Raw genomic sequence first — 22,382 nt, 5'->3', positions numbered from 1 at the left:
CAAAGATATTATTCATGCTAACTATATATATCTGCAGCTAATTCTTCAAGATTTTTATAATCTATAATAATATAATAATCTTCTTCCTTTTTTAAAATATTTTTATTACATAATCTATTTAATGTTCTTAATAAATGCCTATAGCTTGTACCTAATAATTCAGATATTACAGTTAAAGTTTCATCAAATTTAATAATTTCACTATTTTTATCTGTACCTATTGAAATTATATAGCTTGCAACTCTATTTTCTAGTGGATACATTAAATTTATAGATGCATTTTTGGATGATCTTTTAAGTTTTTTTCCTAATGAGTTACACAAGAAATTCATTAAATTTGTATCATTATAGTAAATATTTCTTAATACTTTTAATGGTATGCCGATGCAAATACACGGCTCTATAGCTTCAACATTACAACTAGCAAAATCATTAGTAATTAGTTCTAAGTCCCCTAATGTATCTAACTCTTTATAAAAATCTAATAACAATAGTTTACCATTTTTTAATGTTGTATAAACTTTTGCCTTTCCTTCTACAAAAAACATTAAATACTTAATCTCTTCCCCCTCTTGAAAAATTAATTCTCGTTTATTAAAAAATAGGATTTCAGAATTCTTCCTAATTTCATCATTAAATAAATTTTCAATCTTATTCAATCTTATATATTTTTCTATTAAATTAATGTCCTTTACCCTCTGCATTTTTTCTCCTTAAACCATAAATTTAAATATTAAATAAATAATGTATACGATTCAATTAATATTCTACTAAGTAAAAACAATAGTATATTAAAAAGTTAATATACTTAAGTAAAATGGCACAATTGAAAGCATATATTATTTAATTTTTTATTATACATTACTAAAATATAAACTTTATTGCAAATTATATATACTAATTATGACATATGTCCTAATAAAATATAATTCTTTTATGCTAAATTTATAAAAAAGCCTAAGGAGAATCAATATGTATAATTTTTTATCTTTATTTACAGGAATATTAATTACTATCATGGTTAGTTTTAATGGAGTTTTATCTCAAGCTATAGGTAATTATTCTTCTTCTTTAATTATTCATCTAAGCGGATTTATTATATTATTAGTAATTATGTTACTAAAAAAATATAAGATATCCTTTAAGAAAAAACTTCCTATTATATTGTATAGTGCTGGAGTAATTGGAGTTTTTACAGTAATTTTTAATAATATAAGTTTTAAAGGATTAGGAGCTTCTTTAACTATATCATTAGCTCTTCTTGGACAAACTGTATCTTCTTTTATAATAGATAGTTATGGTTTAATGGGAATGAAAAAAGTAAGATTTGAAAATAAAAAGATATTTGGTTTATCAATTATCACATCTGGAATAATTATTATGACATTTTTTTAGGAGGATTTTATGTTATATATTTTATTAGCAATTTTATCTGGAGTCTCTGTTGTTTTATCAAGAATAGTTAATTTTAAGCTAGCTGAAGAAATAGGAACTTTCCAAGGAACATTTTTTAATTATTTAACAGGTTTCATAACATCATTAATATTTTTCTTTCTTACTAAGGACTATATTAATATAAATGAATTATCTATTCCATTTTATGCATACCTCGGAGGTACAATTGGTATTTTAGTTGTTTTAATGTTTAATTACATCACACCAAAAGTATCATCTTTTTCATTATCACTTTTAGTTTTTATAGGCCAACTATCTATTGGAATTATTATAGATTACTTTTCTAATAATACTATCTCTATTGGAAAAGTATTGGGTGGATTATTAATTTTGTTAGGACTAAGCTATAATATATTTATTGATAAAAAGGCTCAGGAAACTGAAAGTTTAAATATAATTGAATAATAAAAAAGGTTTAGTAAATTAATACTAAACCTTTTTTCTATTTATAAATTAGTTTTGTCCAAAATATCTATCTAATAATCCCTTGAATGCTTGTCCATGTCTAGCTTCATCTTTACACATTTCATGAACTGTGTCATGGATTGCATCTAAGTTTAATTGTTTAGCTAATGTTGCTAAATCTTTCTTTCCTTGACAAGCTCCGTGTTCTGCATTTACTCTAGCTTGTAAGTTAGCTTTTGTATCAGCAACAACTACTTCTCCAATTAATTCTGCAAATTTTGCAGCGTGTTCTGCTTCTTCGAAAGCTATTCTCTTATATGCTTCTGCAACTTCTGGGAATCCTTCTCTATCAGCTTGTCTTGACATTGCTAAGTACATTCCTACTTCTGTACATTCTCCTACGAAGTTAGCTTGTAATCCTTCCATAACTCTTGGATCTACATCTTTAGCAACTCCTACTCTATGTTCATCTGCCCAAGCTAAGTCTCCTGATTGTTCCATGAACTTATCAGCACCTACCTTACATACTGGACATACTTCTGGTGCTGTATCCCCTTCATGAACGTATCCACATACTGTACAAACAAATTTTTTCATAATTTAAACTCCTCCTAAATTCCACATTATTTATATACTTAATTTTTATATAAGCTTTACTTGATGCTTTTATTATATAATAATTATTATTAGTTGTAAATAGTTTTTTATAAATTATTTTAAATTATTTGTAATTAATATATAAAAAGTTAAAATACATAAATTACTTACTTCATCATCAACTTAAAATCAGTAAAGGTTATATATCACTAACTTGAAAACAAAAAAATATGAAATTTATATATAACTAAAGAAAAAGCAAAGCATAATGCTAAGCTTTTCTCATAGAGCTAAACTAAAAATGAAATCATAATCTGCAAATCATTACTATTAATTATAATATTCTTCAAAATGAAACTATTTAATAAAAGTTAACTTATAGAAATATCATTTTTTTCTTTTATCTTATCTATTAATTTATAAGGTAATAATAAGATATTGTCTATGCGCTTGTCCTCTATCTTCTTAGAGATTGAAATTACTATTTCACCTAATACCATGGCTGCTATTCCATCTAAGATAAAATGCTGTTTTATAAATAATGTAGATAAAATAATTAGAATTCCAACTATTTGAGTGTAGTAAAACCATGATTTGTTTTCTTTTCTATTTGTGTACCTCATAATTATATAAGTATTTAATACATGTATAGATGGAAAACAATTAAATGGCCTATCATTTTGGTAGATAATATTAACTAGTTTATTAGGCAAATTATTATTAACAACTGTTGGTCTTACTATTTCTACTGGAAACAAATAATAAATAAAGTAGCAGATAAACATACCAATGTACACTGCTAAAAGAGCCCTTATATATTTCCTACGATCTTTTAATAAAATAAATATTAGTCCTATGAAAATATAAATATACCAATATATATAAGGAAAAATAAACATCGATACAAAAGGTATTTCTTTGTCTAAAAACAAACCAAGATTTTTTCCTTTTTCTGCAATAGCCCCTAAGATAACATAATTTATATTTATCAGTGGGAATATAGCAAGCCATATTAAATCTAACCATTTTAGCTCATTTAATTTATATTTTACTATAAACTTTTTTAATAAATCCCTCATTTTTAATCACCCCCATTAAAAACATAAGTTATATAAAATTACTTCTTACTAACTATTTTACAATATTTAAATTATATTGTGCATTTAACAATTAAGTTTAAGAATTTTATAAGATTTCCTTTAGATATTCTTTAAAAAAGTAAATATATATCTTTGTTTAACTCATTGTCCTCATCAAATTCAGCGCAAACCTACATATCTACTCTTGAAAATTTTAAAAATGAAATTATAAAAATAGGGATGTATCAAACACCCCCCTTAATTTTAAATATAATATTTTGATTATTTAACATCACTATTTCAAATATAATTTTTTCATTATGTAATAGCACTATCTCCTAATAACATCATATCTTTATTATTTCTTCTAATTTTTTCATATCTATATTATCTTCCAAAATTTTAGAAAGTTCATCAAACTGCTTTAATTTATATTCATTATAACTTGTTATATCTTCAATTATAGCTTCTATATTATTTAATTCTAATAGATACTTTATGAAAGCATTTAAGAACTCTCCACCATCAAATATACCGTGAAGATAAGTTCCCAAAACTGTGTAGTCTTTATTTGTAACCCCTAATATTTCTCCACTATTTATCTTAATGAATGGAATTGCATTTTTATTTACATTACTAATACCATTATGGATTTCATATCCAAATACTTCTACATCCTTAATAGGAGTAATTTTATCTAAAACCACTTTCCCTTCAGATTGCTTTGTTACTTTAGTTTTATTAAAGCTAGTACATATATCTAAAAATCCAAATCCAGTTTCTGATGTTATATCCCCTTCTACTCCTAAATCATCTTTAATTATATTTCCAAGCATTTGATATCCACCACAGATTCCTAAAATCAAAGTTCCACTTTTTTCAAGTTCTATAATCTTGTTAAATATTCCATTCTTCTTTATAGCTCTTAAATCTTCTATAGTATTTTTACTACCTGGTATTATTAAAAGATTAGGATTTCCAATATCGCTTGCACTTTCTACATATCTTAAAGATACTTGATTTAATCTTCCTAATGAATTAAAATCTGTAAAGTTTGACATATAAGGAAGCCTTACTACTACAACGTCTAACTTTCCACTATTAATATTTTTATTTTTTAATCTTTCAGTTACACTATCTTCATCCTCTATATCTAAGTCAAAATAAGGCATAGCTCCAAGTACCGGTATTTTTATAATATCCTCTAACTGTTTCATTGCAGGCTTAAAATATTCTACATTTCCTCTAAATTTATTTATTATTACACCTTTAACTCTTTGTCTTTCCTCTTCATCTAACAGCATTATTGTTCCAACTACTGATGCAAATACCCCTCCCCTATCAATATCAGCAACTAATATAACAGGTGAGTTGCTCATCTTTGCCATAGACATATTAGCTATATCAGTGTCTTTTAGATTTATTTCTGCACAACTTCCTGAACCCTCAAGAATCATTAAATCATAACTTTTAGATACATTATTAAAAGTTTCTTTAACTATTTTCTTTAATTCTCTATTTAAATCTTTATACTTATATGAATCCATAGTACATTGTACTTTGCCATTTACTATAACTTGTGTTTTCATATTTCCACTAGGCTTTAAAAGAATTGGATTCATCCAGGCCTTTGGTTTTATTTCACATGCATCAGCTTGAACAACCTGAGCTCTTCCCATTTCAAGCCCTTCTTCTGTTACATATGAATTTAACGAAATATTTAATGCTTTAAATGGTGCCACATTAAATCCTCTATTTTTAAAATATCTACAAAAAGCTGTTGCAATTGTACTTTTACCTACTGATGAAGCAGTCCCAAGCAACATAATACTTCTACTCATTAATAACACCTACGATATCTAAAAATCCATGAGTTTCATTTGTAATTATTCCATTTTCCTTAAATTTAATTGGATACTTAAATAACGGACCATCAAACACGAAAGTATGATACTCTCCATTTTCTCCACATGCATCTGAGCCTGTCTTAATTATATCCTTCACTACTTTATGTGTTAATTGTTTTCCTAAAAAGTCAGTTGATAATGCATTTAACCTAACATTTTTAATAACAGTCTTAAATCCAGTATCTATAAATTCATAAGTTAGCTTTTCCCTATTTTCAAGCCAAAGTGGGAAAATAGCTTCCATTTCTACTTCATTACATCTATCTGTACACCATGTTCTATGTGCTTCTAAGTCTATATCTCCAAAGACACAAGCTTCTGCACCTAGTTCAATTTTAGCCTTATGTAGTGCTTTTTTAAATGCTTCTGAATATTCTTCACCCTCACATTTTACAAGTAAAAGAGGAATTCCAAGTGATTTTGATACCTCATTTAATAAGTCATTTGACACCCCATGAAACCATGATCTTAAAAATTTTTTATCAACTGTAATAAGTAAAGCAACCGGCTTATGCCCTTCTCTTATCATTCTATATAAAGATAATGTGCTGTCTTTTCCGCAACTATATGACATGACAAACTTTTTCTTCATTTAAATTATTCCTTTCTATTTCCATTTTTCCAATGTTCTTACCATAAAAGTTTTTATATCTATTCCATAAACCTCTTCCAAATCATTGCTATTTAGCACTTCTTTTGTATTTCCATTTCCTTTTATGACTCCATCATTAAGCATCAAAACTCTATCTCCATAATTTTGAACTAAATTTAAATCATGTAATACAGCTATAACAATCTTATTTTTTTCTTTAGCCCAGCTTTTAAGATAATCTAATATCTCAATTTGACATCTTAAGTCTAAATGATTTGTTGGCTCATCTAAAAGTATAACTTCCGGATCTTGTGCAAATGCTCTTGCTAAAAATACTCTTTGAAGTTGACCTCCAGATAGTTCACTTATAAGCTTATCTTTTATATCAAGTAACCCAACCATCTTTAAGCTTTCATTTATAACTTCCTCATCTTTTTTACTTAGTCTTGAAAAAATACTATTTAAATGAGCATACCTTCCTAATGCAACTGTTTCAAAAATAGTATAAGGAAATTGTATATTAGAGCTTTGTGTCATTAATGCAATCTTAGTTGCAAGTTCCTTTCTTTTTAAAGCATTTATATTTTTCCCATCTAACTTAATTTCTCCATTAAAAGAAATCAAATTAGATATAGCTTTTAATAAAGTACTTTTACCACATCCATTAGGACCAACTATGCATAAGTTCTCTCCTCTATTTATGTTAAAACTAACTTGTTTTACAATATCTATTCCATTATAGCCACAACAAACATTTTTAACTTCTAACATATTAAATCACCTACTTTGATTTTTTAAAGTATAAATAAGCAAAAAATGGAGCTCCTATTATAGCTGTTACTGCACCTACTGGAAGTTCTGATGGCACTATTATAGTTCTTGAAATTAAATCAGTAATCACCATAAGACATCCCCCAAATACAATTGACATAGGAATAACATATGAATGTTTGGATCCAAATATCTTTCTCACTATATGTGGAGCAATTAAATCAACAAATCCTATAGTTCCACTTATTGATACTGCTGCTCCCGTTAGTATTGCTACAAATAAGAAAAGATACTTTTTAACTTTTTCTGCTTCAACACCAATAGATTTTGCTTGTTCTTCTCCAAATGTTAATACATCCATTTCTTTAACAAATGCCATTATTCCTATTATTCCTATTAAAAAGAATGGAATTCCAGCTTTAAGATAACTCCATCCCCTCATAGAAAATGATCCCATTTGCCACATAGTTATAGCTTCTATCTTATTAGTAAATAAGGCTGTTATAGTTGTTAACGCCGCATTAAAGAATAAAGAAAAAACCATTCCTGACAATATAATGGTACTATTTGATAATTCTTTATCTACTTTACTTGCAAATACTAACACTATTATCATAGTTAATAAACTACTTATAAATCCAACTAGAGGTAGTGAAAAGTTTCCAAGGAAAGGGATAGATATTCCTGAAACTACTAAAAGCCCTACTCCTAAAGATGCTCCTGATGATACCCCTAAAGTGTAAGGTGATGCTAATGGATTTTTTAAAACCGATTGTACTACAGCCCCACTAGCTGCAAGTGCTCCTCCAACAGTAAATGCTAATAGTACTCTTGGCAATCTAATACTCCAAATTATTGCAACATCCTTTGCTTCAATACCTTCTAGTAAATTTGCATTAAATACTTTATGAAGTATTATTGAAATAATATCCATAATACTAATATTGGAACTTCCGATGGAAGTTCCAATACAAATTATTAAGATAACTAGTGGTATTGATAATATCATCAATGTTTTACTTTTTTTATCTTTACTTATATTCATTTGGATAAACGGCCTTAGCCATTTCTTTTAAAGCTTTTATAACATTTTGAGATGGTCTTGCTGATGCATTTTTATCTATTCCATAAACTTGACCTTCTTTTATAGCTGTTATACTATCCCATCCATCACGACTCTTTATATCATCAACTGCCTTTACTCCATTTATATCAGGCATATTTGTTAATATAACATCTGGATTAGCCGCAATTATTGATTCTGGAGTTGGTGATATCCATGATTTTTCATTAGCAAATATGTTTTCTGCTCCAATTATTTCAATCATTTCATTTAAGAAAGTATCTTGACCAAAACTACTTAATTTAGCTCCTGATCCTATTTCAAAATATACTTTCTTCTTATCTGTTATTTTATCTCCAATAGCCTTTATAGACTCTACTTCTTTTTTCATGTTATCAACAATTTCTTTTCCTTGCTTTTGAGTTTTAGTTATTTCAGCTATAAACTCTATATCTTCATATATTCCATCTATACTATAACTACTTGGAATATAAACAACTGGGATTCCAGCTTCTTTAACTAATTGAAATGGATCATTATCGCCTACTTTGTTATGTCCTGACGCAATAATTATATCTGGTTGCAATGATATTATAGTTTCTGCATCTGGATTTCTAAAATCTATTTTAGGTAGATCTTCACTTATTCCCTCTACATCTGCTGAATATTTATCTATAGCAACTAATTTATCTGCAAGTCCTAACTCAACTAATACCTCTGTATTAGATGGTGCAGTTGATATAATTTTTTCTACTTTCTTTGGTAGGGTAAATTCATTTCCCTCTCTGTCTGTCATAGTTTTTGTAGTTTCTGCACAACCAGCAAATAATGCTATAGAAAATAACATTGCAAAAACTAACGAAAGAATTTTACTTCCTTTTTTCATAATACTTTCCTCCTAATTTTTATTAGGGCTTATTTTATAGAATTATAATTTTTTCTACAAAATAAAAAGACATACTAAGAGTATGCCTAAAATACATATTTAATAATTTTAAATTATTAAATAATAGAAAATAGCTTGTATTATCTATTAAAAATAACTTAAAACTATAATAGTATTCCTATTATCTCACCCTCAGAAGATAACAGTCCGTCTATAGAAGGCAGGTCTCCCGGCTTTACTTCATCCTACTCTCTAACCTTCCCGCGCATCTTGCAGTGGTATTAATAGATTTCGTCCATTTCACGGTTACTGGGGTAGCTCAGGAATTTTACCTGATTCCCTATTAAGCTTGAAAAGCACCTTATATAGCTAATATAGTCTAAATTTCAAATAGAATTATATTATTAATGATATCATATGTCAATTAAAATATACTATTTTATTATATTTCTTAAAGTGCTTATGAACTTTTCATTTTCAGCTCTAGTTCTAACTGCAATTCTATAATAATTTTTATCTAACCCTTTATAGTTACTACAACTTCTGATAATTATATTTTCACTTAACATTTTTTCCTTCAAATCTATAAACTCCTTAGTTTTAAACATAATAAAATTTACTTCTGGTTTAAATACTTTTATTTGCTCTATCTTACTTAATTCATGAAATAAGAAATTTTTTTCATCTTCTATATATTCTATCGTGTCATCTATATATTCTTTTTCATCTAAAGCAACTATAGCCGCCCTTTCAGCCATAACATTAATATTCCAAGGAACACTTATGTCATCTATCTTTTTTATAATATCTTTATTTTTTGATATACCATAACCTATTCTGATTCCTGGAATAGCAAAGAACTTTGTCATAGATTTTATGATGAATATATTATTATAATCTTCTAATAAGTCTATTGCTGTGTAATTTTTATTATCTTTAACGAAATCTAAAAATGATTCATCTATAACTACTATTGTATTAGTTTTTATAGCTTTCCTTAAAATCTTCAATATTATGTCCTTATTAGTTAAATTCCCAGTTGGATTGTTTGGATTACATATAAAAACCATGTCTGTATCTTCAGTTATATAATTTAATATTTCTTCATTTATATTCCAATTATTATTTTCTCTTAAATAATAATATTCTATACTTCCATTAACACTTAAAACTGCTTCTTCATATTCTCCAAATGTTGGTGCTGGAATAAGTACTTTTTTAGGTTTTAACGCTCTAACTAAATTAAATATAACCTCTGCTGCACCATTTCCTAATGTTAAATCTCTAATTTCTATATCTTCAAATTTGCTTATTGAAGATTTTAAATCAAAATATGTTATATCTGGATATCTTTCTATTTTATCTATTGCTCTTATAAGCTCCATCTTAACATTCTTATTTGCTCCAATAGGATTAATATTGGCAGAAAAATCTATAAGCTTTTCTTTATTTAAATTATATTTTCTTGATAACTCATCTATATTTCCACCATGAACTACCTTACTCATTATAAAAGACCTCCAATTAAAGATAAAATCATTGCCACTAAATAGCTAAGAAATGATACTAAATACAGAATATTATTAGTTTTGTATACATCTAAAACTTGTATTTTCTTTACTTCATCTCCTATAGTTGGCTTTTCTACTAACTTTCCAAAATAATAATTAGCTCCACCTAATCTAAGCCCCAGAGCCCCTGCAACTGCTGCTTCTGGATGAGCACTATTAGGACTACTATGGTTATTCCTATCTCTTATGTAAATCTTAAAACTATTTTTATAATTTAGTTTTAATATTAATGCTGCAATTACTATAAGTATTCCACTTAATCTAGCTGGTATATAATTGAATACATCATCTAATTTTGCTGGAAAAAATCCAAAATCCTTATACTTTTCATTTTTATATCCAAACATAGAATCCATAGTATTAACAGCTTTATATACCATTGCAAATGGCGCACCTAAAAGTCCAGCATAAAAAATAGGAGCTACTATACCGTCAGACATATTTTCTGCTATAGTTTCTACTACTGCACGTAAAATAGCTTCCTTATCTAAATCTTTAGTATCCCTACCAACAATATAAGAAAGTTGCTTTCTTGCTCCCTCTATATCGTCTTTTAATATATATGATATTACCTTCAATCCTTCTATTTTTAAGGCTTTTGTTGAAATACAAAAATATATTATTATACCACTTATAATTATTCCTAAAATATGATTAATATTAAAACTAATTTTAATTATATAGTAATTAATAAAATAAACTATTAAAACACTAAAAATCCAAGTCAACAATCCTGCTATCTTTAAAGTATTTTTGCATAATTTTCTAAATATGCTTTCTAAAAATCTACAAGTATTACCTATTAATCTTATTGGATGAACAGGATTTTGAGGATCTCCTATTATTAAATCCAAAATATATCCTATAGTTAGTTGTATCATTTTATCTCCTTTTATTTTAATTCTATCTCTTCTTAACTTTTTATTTCTAAAACTTCTTTTATTATAAAATTATTATTTTCAAATTCTATTATAATCTTATATCCTTCTCCACATTTAGGTTGCCAGCTATAAAAGTTTTTACTATCATCATAAAAACATTCTAATATAGTTCCTATTGTTCCTCCATGTGAAATTAGTAAAACTGACTCATATCCATTTGAATTTATAGCTTCTATAAAATTATTAAACTCTTTCTTAATACGTTTTTTATATTGATTTTTACTTTCACCATTTGGACATCTTACATAACCAATTTCATCCATAATCCAATTTATATAGAGCTTATTCTCTTTTAAATCCTCATAGGATTTCATTTCAAAATCTCCAAAATCATATTCAAAAAATCCTGATAATTCTTCATAAGACTCATCTTCATAAAGAATCTTAAAAGTTTCATTTGCTCTAACTGCTCCACTAGTAAAATATTTATTGCACCTTGGATATCTCATTATTGATTTTAAAGTCTTTAACTCTTTAATTCCTTGCTCACTTAAACTTACATCTGTTTTACCACAATATAATCTTTTTTCATTACAAATAGTCTTACCATGCCTAATTAAATAAACTTCAATACTACTCATCTTTGATCACCATTGGAATTCCACAAAAAACTCTATATACTTCTTTAGAATTCTTACTTAAATATTGAAGGCACTTTCCAGTATTCTCTCGCCATATTCTATCTTCTTTTTTCAATGGAACTATCCCTTCACATATATCATCACTAATAATTATTTTATCTTTAAACAAACTTTCATTTTCCAAAATATATTTTAATGGGTCTTGATTTTCTAAAGACATTTTATAAGTTAAATTCTGAAATTTATTTATTACTTTTTTTGAAAAATCTATTTCTAAATCATCTATATTATTTAACGTTAATACTTCTTCGTCAGAAATATTAAATTTTTCTTTAACAAAGCTTAATTTTCCATTATAAGCTCCACCAAATACAAGAATCAAAATTAAACACACCCTCCTTAATATTTTGCTAAGCAAAATAGTAAAAAAATGAAATAATGAAGAAGTGAAGAATTAAGGAGGTTTTGCTCTGCAAAACTTAAATTTATTTGTGTAAAGCACTATTTATTCAAAAATCCTTAAGGATTTTTTACCTTAATTTTTTCATTCTTTCATTTCTTAATTATTTCATTACTAATAAATTGCTTGCCAATTTATTTATATTATTGCTAAACACAGTACTCCTATTAATTCTGAAATTACAAGTCCATATCCTGCACTGTCTCCTGACATCCCACCTAATTCCTTTGTACTTTTATTTACTGAAATTAAAGCTGAAATTATCATTCCTAATGAAACTATAAGCCCCTTATATCCAATAACATATATAAAAAATAAAGTTGATATAAATAAAAATAAATATAAAATAAATATATCTGCTTTTCCTGTTCCTTTTTTAAAGTATGACCCAAGGGAACTTTCCTTCATAGATTCTTTTTTTAATAGCATAAGCCCCATCAAGCTTCTTGAAATAATAGGTATAATAATCAATCCAATTATGTTTTCTGTTTTGTCTACTAGTGTATAGATAGATGCAAAATCAATTATAAATAAAATTGCTAATGATATTACTGCAAAAGCTCCTGTATTAGGATCTTTTAATATTCTTACCTTTTCTTTTTGATCTCTTCTTGATAATAAAGCATCACACACATCCATATATCCGTCTAAATGCAACATTCCTGTTATAATAAATGGAGTTACCATAGTAATTGCCGCTATCAAAATTGTAGATATATTAAAAATACTAATAATTTTATAAATAGCATAATGTATTAATCCTACAACAAGCCCCACTAATGGATAAAGCTTCATCATATGCCTTACTCCATTATCATCCCATTTCTTATATGGCATAGGTATTACTGTAAACATACCTAGTGCCATTATAAAAGCATTTATTAACTTCATCATATTAAATCACCTACATATCTTTTTCCCTTATGAATTATATTATTATTAAAACAACATTCTATAACAATATCTGATATCTTAGCTAAATTTATATTTATTTTTCCTATTTCTCTTCTGAAAGCTTCTGTATAATCATCATAAACTATAGAATCACTAAATAAATAATCTGTTACTATAACTAAGTTTATATCTTTACTAGATAATTTTTTTATTCCATCAAATATTTTTTCACTTACATTCATTATAAATTGATCTTCAATAAACATTTCATTTGTAACTATTGATGTAACACTATCTAATAAAAGAGTATCTCCTTTTTTTACTTTTGCTGCTACTTCTTCTATATTTCTACCTTGCTCAATTGTTTTAAATCCCCAACCATCTCTTTCTATTAAATGATTATTAATTCTTTTTATATCTTCTTTATCGTAAGGCTTCATTGTAGCAATATAGTATAAATTGCTATCTTTAGATTCTAACTTCTTTGCTAAGCGTTGGCCAAGCATTGATTTTCCACTTTTAGATCCACCAACTACTAATATAATCATTTTTCTATTCCAATTCTTGCTAGAACTTTTTTATCTACAAATGGATGTTTTATTAGATGTACTTCAGAGACATAGTCTGCAAGTTCAATTAAAACTTTATCAGGATTTCTTCCCGTTAATACTACCTCTAAATTTTTAGGCTTACTTTTTAGGAAGTCTACTACTTTATCTAATTCAAGTATTCCATATGTTAATGATGCCATAATTTCATCCATTATTAATAAATCATATTCTTCTTCTACAGCCTTTTTTGTTACTTCTTCAAATCTCTCTCTATGCTCTTTTATAACATCTAGTTTATCCTCATCACTTAAATACTTAAAAAACTTCTTCATTGGTTCACCAAAAAGAACATGAAAATTATCATTTAATTTCTCTATAGATTTTAATTCTCCTGATTCATTATCCTTTAAAAACTGAGTAAGTAATACCTTATATCCTCTACCAGCAGCTCTTACCCCTAATCCCATTGCCGCCGTTGTCTTTCCTTTTCCATTTCCACAATATATATGAATAAGTCCTAAATTCATTTAAATTCTCCTATCTACAATATAACTTTTTTTATCCTTAACTTCTTCTAAATAACTCGGATCTATTTCTGCTTCACTAAAAGTTGCCATATTATTCATCATTGCACATGCATATTGAACTACAGAAAAAGCTATTGGACATCCACTTCCCTCTCCAAGTCTCATATCCAAATTAAGCATTGGTTCTAATCCTATATTATCCATTGCAATATTGTATCCAATTTCCTTTGAGCAATGAGATGATATAAGATAATCTTTAACAAACTTATTTAGTTTAGTAGCTATTAAAGCAGCAACTGCTGATATAAATCCATCTATTACAACAGGTATTTTATAATATGAAGCTCCTAGGAAAACCCCTACCATTCCAGCTAAATCAAATCCGCCAACTTTAGCTACTACATCAATTGGATCATTAGGATTAGGCTTATTTAACTCTATCGCTTTCCTAACTACTTGCTTCTTCTTATCAAAAGCCTCATCTGTTAAACCAGCACCTTTTCCTACAACGTCTTCAATTTCACAATTTATTAAAGCTGCTAAAACAGAACTACTGGTGGTTGTATTTCCTATTCCCATTTCCCCAACACCAATTATGTCATAGCCCTTTTTCTTAGCTTCTCTAGCCATATCAATACCTATATAAATCCCTTCAACACACTCATCATAAGTCATAGCTGCTTCCTTTGCTATGTTATTAGTACCCCTTCTAATTTTTCTATTTATTGCTCCTGGTATCTCACCTTCACAATCAACACCAATATCAACTACTAATAAATCAGTATTATTCTCTTTTGCAAGAACTGCAACCCCTGTCAGTCCTTTCGAAAAATTAATAGTTTGGGCTAATGTTACATATTGAGGAGCAGATGCTATTCCTTCTTCTACAACTCCATTATCTGCCGAAAAAATTACTATACACTTTTTTTCTATTTTATTTTTTATTTTTCCTGTTACTCCAGATAATTTAACAGCAATATCTTCAAGTTTACCTAAACTTCCAAGTGGCTTTGCTAAAGAATCTACTCTTCTTCTTGCTTCTTCTTTAGCTTTATAATCTATTTCATCAATATTCTTTATTACATTTTCAACTACTTCTCTATGATTCATGCCGTCTCCCCCTCGTCTACTTCTTTTTGTTATGATATATTAAAATTCATCTAAAAGTCAATAAAGCACTATTTTTATATTTTCATATACAAAAAATCCACAGTTTAATCTACTTAAACTGCGGATATACCATTAATAACCTAATAGTTATAAATCTTAATTATGCTTTTCAAAAATAATTTCTGAAGAATTAGGCCAAATATTACTTTTATTTACAAGCTTTATTTTTATATTTTTTACACTAACCCCATTTAAAAATATTTCTATAAATTCCTCGTCATTGCCTGCATATGAACCAAAGAGTATTAATCTATCAATTTCCTTTTCAAAATCTATTATCTCATAAATCTCATAATACATAAGTTCTCTTCCATATGAAGGATACTTTATTTTATTAATTGAAATATAGTCATTAAATTTGTAAATAAAATCTCGTGAAAATGAATCTCCAATATTTTTTAAATATACTTCCTTCTTATCCAAGTCCGAATCACTACAATAATTTTTATGCTTATTAACTATCGATAAAATCTTATGTATGCTATCCTTTGATATTTTAAAGAATTCATTATAATTAAAAAAACCTTCATATAGCACTGTAGTTGATAGAATTTCATCTATTTCAATACAATTCATATTAAGCCTCCTTTAATTTCAAATATCTCCCCATTACCCCTTTTTAAATAATCATCTATTTATATTTTTATACTTTTTCACTTAATTTTAAAGTCCTATTTTCTTCAAAAATAGTCATAAAAAAATAGGACTATAGTCCTATTCCAAAAGATTTTTTATTATTTTATAAAAAATTATTATATATTACATTAAATTTCATCTATAAGCTTACTTATAACTTCCTTATTTATAAACTTCCATTGTCCTAATTCTATATCATTGGACATAATATTCATTATCCTTATACGCTCTAACTTTATAACATTATATCCAAAAGCTTTGGTCATTCTTCTTATTTGCCTATTCAGTCCTTGAGTTAAAATAATACTAAATATATTTTTATCTATTCTTCTTAATTTACATGGTCTTGTAATAGTTCCTAATATCTCAACCCCATTAGACATTCCCTCAATGAAACTATCGTCAAACTCTCTATCTATGGTGACAATATATTCTTTTTCATGATAACTATCTGAAGATAATATTTTATTTGCTAATTCACCGTCGTTTGTCATTAAAATTAACCCTTGAGAATCCTTATCTAACCTTCCAACTGGAAAAACATAATCTTTGTAATTCAAAAAATCAATTATATTATTATCTATCTCTCGTGCAGAAGTACAAACTATTCCTGGCGGTTTATTTAATGCTATATATACCTTTTCCTTAGGCTTTATTTTTTCACCATCTAATAATATTTCATCACTTTCCTCAACCCATTGACCTTGCTCACAGAGCTTTCCATTAACAATTATTCTTTTATCCTCAATCCATCTACTTACTTCTTTTCTTGAACAATATCCATAATTACTTAGTAATTTATTTATCCTCACTGCACAAATTATCCTTTCTATCTCTGATTTTTATATTATATATTTGTTTGAATTAATAATCTACATTAATAAATTGCGAAGCAATTTATTAGTGAAAAGTTAGGAGTGAAAGAGTGAAAAACTTAGGATATTTTGCTACGTAAAATTTAATCTATAAGTGTAAAACACCTTTTATTCAAAAAAATCCTGTAAGGATTTTCTCCTTAACTTTTTCCCTATTAACTATTTCACTCTTCACTATTTTGCTTCGCAAAATAATACAAAATTGAATTTATATTTTTGTACTCCCGTCCAAATATATCTAACACTTACCATTTGCAATTGTTGTCATAAATGAACTGTGTTAAATTCAACTTAGGATATTTCTAGGAGGGGTAATATGAAGAAGAAAAAAATAATTTATTTATCTATATCAATAATTTTAGCTTTAATTGCTATAATAATTCCCTTTAACCTATTTACAAAAAATGATAAGACTCTTGAGAGCAAAGCATTTTCATGGGATAATGTTAGTCTTTACTTTGTAATGACTGATAGATTTTATGATGGTGATAAATCTAATAATAATTCATATGGAAGAATTAGTGTAGATTCTAAAGGATCAACCGTTGGAACTTTTCATGGGGGAGATATTAAGGGTTTAACTAAAAAATTGAAAGAAGGATATTTTGATGATTTAGGAATCAATGCAATTTGGCTTACATCTCCTGTAGAACAGATACATGGATTTATCTCTGGAGACTCAAATGGCTCCTTTGCTCATTATGGTTATCATGGGTACTATGCTTTAGATTGGACTTCAATAGACAAAAATATGGGTACTGCTCAAGAAATAAGAGAATTTGTTGACTTAGCTCACTCAAAAGGAATAAGAATTGTTTTAGATGTTGTAATGAATCATACTGGATTTTCTACTTTAAAAGATATGTCTGATTATGAGTTTTCACCACTTAAAAATGATACAGTAGATATTTCTAACTGGACTCCTAGTGAAAATGAAAACTTTGATACTTATAATAAAACTATAGTTGATTATTCAGGACATAAAGAAGAATGGGCTAAATGGTGGGGAACTGATTGGATACGAGCTGGACTACCTGGATATACACCTGGTGGTTCAAATGATATAAGCATGAATCTTTCTGGATTACCAGATATAAAAACAGAATCTACAAATCCTGTAAATATTCCACCAATACTTAAAACTAAATGGGCAAAAGACATTACAGAAAAAAATGATAAATGGATAATTCCAGCTGCTGAAAAATATAGAGAAAACTTAAATATAGCTCCTTCAGAATATATAATAAAGTGGCTATCTGCTTGGGTAGAAGAGTTTGGAATAGATGGTTTTAGATGTGATACTGCTAAACATATAGATATGTATAGATGGCAAGAATTAAAAGAAGAATCAAATAAAGCTCTAAAAACTTGGAGAGAAAAAAATCCTGATAAACCTGGTGCTAAATGGACCGATGATTTTTGGATGACAGGTGAAGTTTTTGGACAAGGACTTGATAAAAATGAATATTACAATAACGGATTTGATTCAATCATAAACTTTAAATTTCCAAAAGGAGATAGCTTAGATTCACTAGAAGAAATTTATTCTGAATATGCAGATAAAATAAACTCCGATCCTTCATTTAATGTTTTAAGCTATATCTCATCTCATGATACAGGATTAACTAGAGGTAATATGATAAATTTAGGCACAAAACTTATATTAACTCCTGGTGGTATAGAAATTTATTACGGTGATGAATCAAATCGTAAACCTTCAACTAATACTGTAACAACTGCTAAAGATCAACCTTCAAGATCAGATATGAATTGGGATAATGTAGATAAAGATGTACTATCTCACTGGCAAAAAATTGGTAAGTTTAGATCAAATCATATTTCAGTAGGTGCAGGAGAACATAAAGAAATTCAAACTTCTCCTTATACATTTAGCAGATTTTATAATAAAAATGATTTTAATGATAAAGTTGTTGTTGCAACTGGTGTTTCTAATGAAGCTATTATAGATTTATCATCTGTATGGGAAAACTCTACATCTATAAGAGATTTCTATAATGGCAAGAAATATACAGTTAAAGATGGTAAAGTTACTGTCAAAGCTGATAGCAATGGTATTGTATTATTAGAAGAAGTAAAGTAAAAATGATGCAATCTCAGAAATCTATTTAATATAAAATTCACTCAATTTCAAGTAAGCTCTATTTCTTAAAAAAGTTAATTTCTTATTTAAAAAAGGGGCTCGTTTCACGAGCCCCTTTTAAAATTTTATATACCTACAACTTCTTTTATAGCTTCTACTACTCCATTATCATTATTACTTCTTGCAATAAATCTTGATACCTTCTTTAAATCATCATGTGCATTTTCCATTGCAAAACTATAATAAGCACTACCCATCATTTCTAAATCATTAAGATAATCTCCAAATACCATTGTTTCTTTATGATCAATATCTAACATCTCTTGAATTTTATTTATTGCAACCCCTTTATTGACCCCTTTAGCAGTTATATCAAGCCATATTTCTCCTGACACTGTTACTTGAAGCTTGTCTTTATATTCATTATAATACTTATTACTATTAAATTCAGATCCTGAAAAATCACATATTGTTACCTTTAATATGTCATCTTCTACCTTAGTTAAATCATCAATTATTTCGTATCTTTCATAATATTTTTCTGTTTGTTCTACTAATCTCGATTCATTACTTTCTATATAAGCTGATCTTTTGCCACATACTATAACATGAGCATTCTCTATAGTTCTACCTATTTTAATAAGTTCTAATGCAACATTTTTATCTAAAGCATTAACAAGAATTTCTTCACCTTTATATACTACAAAAGTTCCATTTTCAGCTATAAACATCATATTATCTTTTATTTTTTCAAATCTTTTTAATAAGTTATAATATTGTCTTCCACTTGCAGCTGCAAATATTATGTCTTTTTCAACAAGCTTATGAAAAATATCAAAAAACTCCTTATTTATTTCATTATTCTCATTTAGCAATGTTCCATCCATATCTGATGCTATAAATTTTATCATACGCTTGATCACTCCTAATTATTATATTTAATATATCACTTTTACATTATATTTTGATAAGCCATCAATTATATTTTCTTCTGGTTTCTTATCTGTAATTATATAATCAACATCACCTAATTCACAGAATTTATATGATCCATCATTATAAAATTTTTCATTAATAGTAATTAAATATCTTTTTTTACTTGCTTTTATAATAGCTTCTTTTGTACTAACTTCATCCAAATTAAAGTTACTTACAAAATTGTCTTCTATATTAATTCCACCAGCTCCAATAAAAGCTTTATCAATTTTGAATTTTTTGATTTCATTTACAGTAAATGCCCCAACAGTTCCGCCTGTTTTCTTATTATACATTCCGCCTAATTGTATTATATCTACATTAGGTATCGAATCAAATGCCATTGCAATTCTATTCATATTTGTTATTAGGGTTATATTCTTTGTAAATCCTGTCATCATTGTTGCAACTGTATAATTAGTACTTGAAATATCCATAAATATTACATCATTTTCTTCAATTTCATCCATGACCAACCTTGCAATTTTTTCTTTTTCTTCTATATTACTTATTATTCTTGAAGTAGTATTATCATTATGAATTATTTTTCTTTCTAAAATTGCACCACCATATGTTCTTTTTATATTTACATGTTGCTCCAACTTACTTAAATCCTTACGAATCATACCTTCCGAAACATTAAATTTTTCACTTAAGTCTTTTACTCTTACTTTCCCATCTCTCTTAAGCATTTCTAATATATCTTCTAGTCTTTCTTCCATAAACAAACAAATCCCCTCACTTACCCTATAAAACTAATTTTATTTGTTATCATTTATTATCATTTGTTATCTTTTAATATCATTTTATAACATTTATTATTATTATTCAAGTATAACAAATCTAATTTGTATTTTGTAAGGAAGATTAGTCATATATAAATTTTCTTACTACGTGATTTCTCTTTAAGTCAATTCCCCTACATCCTTAATCAAAAACTAAAAAACTAAAAAATATAAAAGGAGTTATTTAAAAATAACTCCTAATAAACACTAATTTAAATTTCTATAATCATTAAAATTAATTGTATCACTTTCATAGCTAATATTTTTCTTATTAACAAAATAAAGTGATATTATTATCCCTATAGCTCCAACTATTACAAAACTTATAAGAATACTTGTTAATGATGGAACATTTTTCAAAATATATGGTGATAAAGTAGCTATACTATTATTAACCATATGCATTATTATAGCTGGCCATAGTGATTTTGTTTTATATGTTATATATCCAAACACTAAACCTAATAATGTAGCATAAGTACCTTGAATAAAATTACCATGGAAAATCCCAAAGAATACAGCTTGAATAATTATTGTCCATAAAACCGATATATTTTTATTTAAAGTCTTAAATATAACACCTCTAAACATAAACTCTTCTGTAAATGGTGCTATTATACCTACTGTTAATAAAGCAATAAATATATTACCTTCACTTAATGGTGCTAGAAGATTTTCCATAATAGAAAAATGATCTTTAAATAATCCTGCTTCTTGAACTAGACTTAATGCACCAGCATTAAATAACCATGCACTTATCCCTAAAGTTACCCCCATTAAAAGATTTATTTTAACAGTTTTAACTATTTGTAACTCTTCCTTAAAACTCTTCTTTCTTATCTTATATATTAATAAGAATACTAATACTGTTATTATTGACGATGCTAATAAAATATAGTTTGTTGCTCCTAGCATTTGATTAGTTATCTCATCAACATTTGGAGCATTTGTAGATATTTCATCTATATTTTTAATTGCATATATAACTCCAACTAATATTCCTCCAATCATTGATACTATTAATTGAATTCCAAAGGTTACAAATAAATACCCAATTGCTGCAAAAAAACTTTTTAATTTTCCTTTCATTTTCCTACCCTCTTTCCAGTAAATTATATACCACATTTTCCCTAATATAATTATATATTACATTTGCTTATTTAACTATATATTTATAAAAAATAAGACTTTTGCATAAATTAAAAATCTTATTATTATAAGTTTATACTATTCTTAATACAATTTTATTTATATATCTTATAAATTCTTTAACTTTTTGGTTAAATACTCATAAAAAACTCTTTTTTACCATACTTATATCTTTATTTTTTTTCATCCTTAGTTTAAAATTAGAAGTAAAACTAGCGTATTATTATCTAGATATATACATAAATTTATTAAAATCACGAATATATAAGTTATAGTAAAGATTTAACTTTTTAATAAAATATCTAAGTAATTGATAATATATAAATAAAGTGAATATTTAAGTAACTTATATAAAAATTACATACTATATATAGTATGTAATTTTTATATAAGTTATAGTATTGATTTAAC

Annotated in this window: 24 protein-coding genes and 1 riboswitch; of the genes, 3 read left to right on the top strand and 21 right to left on the bottom strand. The window is 26.8% G+C overall.

Going from position 1 to position 22,382, the window contains the following annotated elements:
* Positions 1–17: 17 nt before the first annotated feature.
* The gene (yeiL, locus tag J2Z25_RS14385; RefSeq protein WP_008677216.1) at positions 18–704 is read right to left on the bottom strand and encodes a transcriptional regulator YeiL; all 687 of its coding nucleotides are present in this window, start codon (positions 702–704) and stop codon (positions 18–20) included.
* Positions 705–972: 268 nt separating this feature from the next.
* Here yeiL and J2Z25_RS14380 point away from each other — a divergent pair, with 268 nt between their 5' ends.
* Both J2Z25_RS14380 and J2Z25_RS14375 read left to right on the top strand, forming a co-directional pair.
* Positions 973–1,395, top strand: coding sequence for a DMT family transporter (locus J2Z25_RS14380; protein ID WP_111928050.1), 423 nt, complete (start codon positions 973–975; stop codon positions 1,393–1,395).
* Between the two features lie 9 nt (positions 1,396–1,404).
* Positions 1,405–1,860: a DMT family transporter gene (locus tag J2Z25_RS14375; RefSeq protein WP_209741087.1), complete on the top strand. Its 456-nt coding sequence runs from the start codon at positions 1,405–1,407 to the stop codon at positions 1,858–1,860.
* 48 nt (positions 1,861–1,908) lie between these two features.
* Here J2Z25_RS14375 and J2Z25_RS14370 read toward each other — a convergent pair whose 3' ends face one another.
* The 17 genes from J2Z25_RS14370 to J2Z25_RS14290 all read right to left on the bottom strand — a co-directional run bounded on the left by J2Z25_RS14370 (position 1,909) and on the right by J2Z25_RS14290 (position 16,898).
* Complete coding sequence (locus J2Z25_RS14370) at positions 1,909–2,457, bottom strand: NADH peroxidase (protein ID WP_008677212.1); 549 nt, start codon at positions 2,455–2,457, stop codon at positions 1,909–1,911.
* A gap of 371 nt (positions 2,458–2,828) precedes the next feature.
* Complete coding sequence (locus tag J2Z25_RS14365; protein ID WP_209741086.1) at positions 2,829–3,536, bottom strand: phosphatase PAP2 family protein; 708 nt, start codon at positions 3,534–3,536, stop codon at positions 2,829–2,831.
* Between the two features lie 347 nt (positions 3,537–3,883).
* Positions 3,884–5,377 (bottom strand): cobyric acid synthase, encoded by a 1,494-nt coding sequence (locus J2Z25_RS14360; protein ID WP_209741085.1) that lies wholly within the window; start codon positions 5,375–5,377, stop codon positions 3,884–3,886.
* Positions 5,370–6,035 carry a Dph6-related ATP pyrophosphatase gene (locus tag J2Z25_RS14355; protein ID WP_209741084.1) on the bottom strand — a complete coding sequence of 222 codons (666 nt, stop codon included), beginning with the start codon at positions 6,033–6,035 and terminating at the stop codon, positions 5,370–5,372. Before J2Z25_RS14355 ends, J2Z25_RS14360 begins: the two co-directional genes overlap by 8 nt.
* 15 nt (positions 6,036–6,050) lie before the next feature.
* The gene (locus J2Z25_RS14350; RefSeq protein WP_209741083.1) at positions 6,051–6,806 is read right to left on the bottom strand and encodes an ABC transporter ATP-binding protein; all 756 of its coding nucleotides are present in this window, start codon (positions 6,804–6,806) and stop codon (positions 6,051–6,053) included.
* Between the two features lie 10 nt (positions 6,807–6,816).
* Positions 6,817–7,851: a FecCD family ABC transporter permease gene (locus J2Z25_RS14345; protein WP_008677207.1), complete on the bottom strand. Its 1,035-nt coding sequence runs from the start codon at positions 7,849–7,851 to the stop codon at positions 6,817–6,819.
* On the bottom strand, positions 7,838–8,755 hold the full coding sequence (locus J2Z25_RS14340) for an ABC transporter substrate-binding protein (RefSeq protein WP_097034455.1): 918 nt from the start codon (positions 8,753–8,755) through the stop codon (positions 7,838–7,840). Before J2Z25_RS14340 ends, J2Z25_RS14345 begins: the two co-directional genes overlap by 14 nt.
* A 202-nt stretch (positions 8,756–8,957) precedes the next feature.
* Positions 8,958–9,134: riboswitch (cobalamin riboswitch) on the bottom strand.
* Positions 9,135–9,189: 55 nt separating this feature from the next.
* A complete protein-coding gene (cobD, locus tag J2Z25_RS14335; protein WP_209741082.1) occupies positions 9,190–10,263 on the bottom strand; it encodes a threonine-phosphate decarboxylase CobD in 1,074 nt (357 codons plus the stop codon).
* A complete protein-coding gene (locus tag J2Z25_RS14330; protein WP_008677202.1) occupies positions 10,263–11,207 on the bottom strand; it encodes a cobalamin biosynthesis protein in 945 nt (314 codons plus the stop codon). The genes cobD and J2Z25_RS14330 overlap by 1 nt, the downstream gene beginning before the upstream one ends.
* Positions 11,208–11,239: 32 nt before the next feature.
* On the bottom strand, positions 11,240–11,848 hold the full coding sequence (locus J2Z25_RS14325; RefSeq protein WP_209741081.1) for a histidine phosphatase family protein: 609 nt from the start codon (positions 11,846–11,848) through the stop codon (positions 11,240–11,242).
* Positions 11,841–12,230 (bottom strand): bifunctional adenosylcobinamide kinase/adenosylcobinamide-phosphate guanylyltransferase, encoded by a 390-nt coding sequence (locus J2Z25_RS14320; protein ID WP_008677197.1) that lies wholly within the window; start codon positions 12,228–12,230, stop codon positions 11,841–11,843. Before J2Z25_RS14320 ends, J2Z25_RS14325 begins: the two co-directional genes overlap by 8 nt.
* 216 nt (positions 12,231–12,446) lie before the next feature.
* Positions 12,447–13,202 carry an adenosylcobinamide-GDP ribazoletransferase gene (locus tag J2Z25_RS14315; protein ID WP_097034454.1) on the bottom strand — a complete coding sequence of 252 codons (756 nt, stop codon included), beginning with the start codon at positions 13,200–13,202 and terminating at the stop codon, positions 12,447–12,449.
* Complete coding sequence (locus J2Z25_RS14310; protein WP_209741080.1) at positions 13,199–13,750, bottom strand: bifunctional adenosylcobinamide kinase/adenosylcobinamide-phosphate guanylyltransferase; 552 nt, start codon at positions 13,748–13,750, stop codon at positions 13,199–13,201. Before J2Z25_RS14310 ends, J2Z25_RS14315 begins: the two co-directional genes overlap by 4 nt.
* Positions 13,747–14,280 carry a cob(I)yrinic acid a,c-diamide adenosyltransferase gene (locus J2Z25_RS14305; protein WP_209741079.1) on the bottom strand — a complete coding sequence of 178 codons (534 nt, stop codon included), beginning with the start codon at positions 14,278–14,280 and terminating at the stop codon, positions 13,747–13,749. The genes J2Z25_RS14310 and J2Z25_RS14305 overlap by 4 nt, the downstream gene beginning before the upstream one ends.
* Complete coding sequence (cobT, locus tag J2Z25_RS14300) at positions 14,281–15,390, bottom strand: nicotinate-nucleotide--dimethylbenzimidazole phosphoribosyltransferase (protein WP_111928063.1); 1,110 nt, start codon at positions 15,388–15,390, stop codon at positions 14,281–14,283.
* 156 nt (positions 15,391–15,546) lie between these two features.
* Positions 15,547–16,026 carry a hypothetical protein gene (locus J2Z25_RS14295; RefSeq protein WP_195624638.1) on the bottom strand — a complete coding sequence of 160 codons (480 nt, stop codon included), beginning with the start codon at positions 16,024–16,026 and terminating at the stop codon, positions 15,547–15,549.
* Positions 16,027–16,214: 188 nt separating this feature from the next.
* Complete coding sequence (locus J2Z25_RS14290; RefSeq protein ID WP_111928065.1) at positions 16,215–16,898, bottom strand: pseudouridine synthase; 684 nt, start codon at positions 16,896–16,898, stop codon at positions 16,215–16,217.
* Between the two features lie 379 nt (positions 16,899–17,277).
* On the opposite strand from J2Z25_RS14290, the gene J2Z25_RS14285 reads away from it, so the two are divergent.
* On the top strand, positions 17,278–19,062 hold the full coding sequence (locus J2Z25_RS14285; protein WP_209741078.1) for an alpha-amylase family glycosyl hydrolase: 1,785 nt from the start codon (positions 17,278–17,280) through the stop codon (positions 19,060–19,062).
* 125 nt (positions 19,063–19,187) lie between these two features.
* Here the strand turns inward: J2Z25_RS14285 and J2Z25_RS14280 are convergent, their stop codons facing one another.
* The 3 genes from J2Z25_RS14280 to J2Z25_RS14270 all read right to left on the bottom strand — a co-directional run bounded on the left by J2Z25_RS14280 (position 19,188) and on the right by J2Z25_RS14270 (position 21,911).
* Positions 19,188–19,973 carry an HAD family hydrolase gene (locus J2Z25_RS14280; RefSeq protein WP_209741077.1) on the bottom strand — a complete coding sequence of 262 codons (786 nt, stop codon included), beginning with the start codon at positions 19,971–19,973 and terminating at the stop codon, positions 19,188–19,190.
* A gap of 27 nt (positions 19,974–20,000) precedes the next feature.
* The gene (locus J2Z25_RS14275) at positions 20,001–20,759 is read right to left on the bottom strand and encodes a DeoR/GlpR family DNA-binding transcription regulator (RefSeq protein WP_245173409.1); all 759 of its coding nucleotides are present in this window, start codon (positions 20,757–20,759) and stop codon (positions 20,001–20,003) included.
* 270 nt (positions 20,760–21,029) lie between these two features.
* Positions 21,030–21,911 carry a CPBP family intramembrane glutamic endopeptidase gene (locus tag J2Z25_RS14270; RefSeq protein ID WP_209741075.1) on the bottom strand — a complete coding sequence of 294 codons (882 nt, stop codon included), beginning with the start codon at positions 21,909–21,911 and terminating at the stop codon, positions 21,030–21,032.
* Positions 21,912–22,382: the final 471 nt, after the last annotated feature.

The sequence above is a fragment of the Clostridium tertium genome, assembly GCF_017873245.1.
GTDB classification, from domain to species: domain Bacteria; phylum Bacillota; class Clostridia; order Clostridiales; family Clostridiaceae; genus Clostridium; species Clostridium tertium.
The sequence above is the reverse complement of the archived record's forward strand: the minus strand, read 5'-3'. Positions and strand labels throughout refer to the sequence as shown.

Excerpts from the sequence above, each read along its gene's own strand:
- J2Z25_RS14370 (WP_008677212.1), bottom strand. The coding sequence starts at position 2,457 with ATGAAAAAATTTGTTTGTACAGTATGTGGATACGTTCATGAAGGGGAT.
- J2Z25_RS14295 (WP_195624638.1), bottom strand. The coding sequence starts at position 16,026 with ATGAATTGTATTGAAATAGATGAAATTCTATCAACTACAGTGCTATAT.
- J2Z25_RS14275 (WP_245173409.1), bottom strand. The coding sequence starts at position 20,759 with ATGGAAGAAAGACTAGAAGATATATTAGAAATGCTTAAGAGAGATGGG.
- J2Z25_RS14280 (WP_209741077.1), bottom strand. The coding sequence starts at position 19,973 with ATGATAAAATTTATAGCATCAGATATGGATGGAACATTGCTAAATGAG.
- J2Z25_RS14360 (WP_209741085.1), bottom strand. The coding sequence starts at position 5,377 with ATGAGTAGAAGTATTATGTTGCTTGGGACTGCTTCATCAGTAGGTAAA.
- J2Z25_RS14345 (WP_008677207.1), bottom strand. The coding sequence starts at position 7,851 with ATGAATATAAGTAAAGATAAAAAAAGTAAAACATTGATGATATTATCA.
- J2Z25_RS14330 (WP_008677202.1), bottom strand. The coding sequence starts at position 11,207 with ATGATACAACTAACTATAGGATATATTTTGGATTTAATAATAGGAGAT.
- J2Z25_RS14380 (WP_111928050.1), top strand. The coding sequence starts at position 973 with ATGTATAATTTTTTATCTTTATTTACAGGAATATTAATTACTATCATG.
- J2Z25_RS14325 (WP_209741081.1), bottom strand. The coding sequence starts at position 11,848 with ATGAGTAGTATTGAAGTTTATTTAATTAGGCATGGTAAGACTATTTGT.
- J2Z25_RS14350 (WP_209741083.1), bottom strand. The coding sequence starts at position 6,806 with ATGTTAGAAGTTAAAAATGTTTGTTGTGGCTATAATGGAATAGATATT.
- J2Z25_RS14310 (WP_209741080.1), bottom strand. The coding sequence starts at position 13,750 with ATGATTATATTAGTAGTTGGTGGATCTAAAAGTGGAAAATCAATGCTT.
- cobT (WP_111928063.1), bottom strand. The coding sequence starts at position 15,390 with ATGAATCATAGAGAAGTAGTTGAAAATGTAATAAAGAATATTGATGAA.
- J2Z25_RS14340 (WP_097034455.1), bottom strand. The coding sequence starts at position 8,755 with ATGAAAAAAGGAAGTAAAATTCTTTCGTTAGTTTTTGCAATGTTATTT.
- yeiL (WP_008677216.1), bottom strand. The coding sequence starts at position 704 with ATGCAGAGGGTAAAGGACATTAATTTAATAGAAAAATATATAAGATTG.
- J2Z25_RS14270 (WP_209741075.1), bottom strand. The coding sequence starts at position 21,911 with ATGAAAGGAAAATTAAAAAGTTTTTTTGCAGCAATTGGGTATTTATTT.
- J2Z25_RS14285 (WP_209741078.1), top strand. The coding sequence starts at position 17,278 with ATGAAGAAGAAAAAAATAATTTATTTATCTATATCAATAATTTTAGCT.
- J2Z25_RS14365 (WP_209741086.1), bottom strand. The coding sequence starts at position 3,536 with ATGAGGGATTTATTAAAAAAGTTTATAGTAAAATATAAATTAAATGAG.
- J2Z25_RS14375 (WP_209741087.1), top strand. The coding sequence starts at position 1,405 with ATGTTATATATTTTATTAGCAATTTTATCTGGAGTCTCTGTTGTTTTA.
- cobD (WP_209741082.1), bottom strand. The coding sequence starts at position 10,263 with ATGAGTAAGGTAGTTCATGGTGGAAATATAGATGAGTTATCAAGAAAA.
- J2Z25_RS14305 (WP_209741079.1), bottom strand. The coding sequence starts at position 14,280 with ATGAATTTAGGACTTATTCATATATATTGTGGAAATGGAAAAGGAAAG.
- J2Z25_RS14355 (WP_209741084.1), bottom strand. The coding sequence starts at position 6,035 with ATGAAGAAAAAGTTTGTCATGTCATATAGTTGCGGAAAAGACAGCACA.
- J2Z25_RS14315 (WP_097034454.1), bottom strand. The coding sequence starts at position 13,202 with ATGATGAAGTTAATAAATGCTTTTATAATGGCACTAGGTATGTTTACA.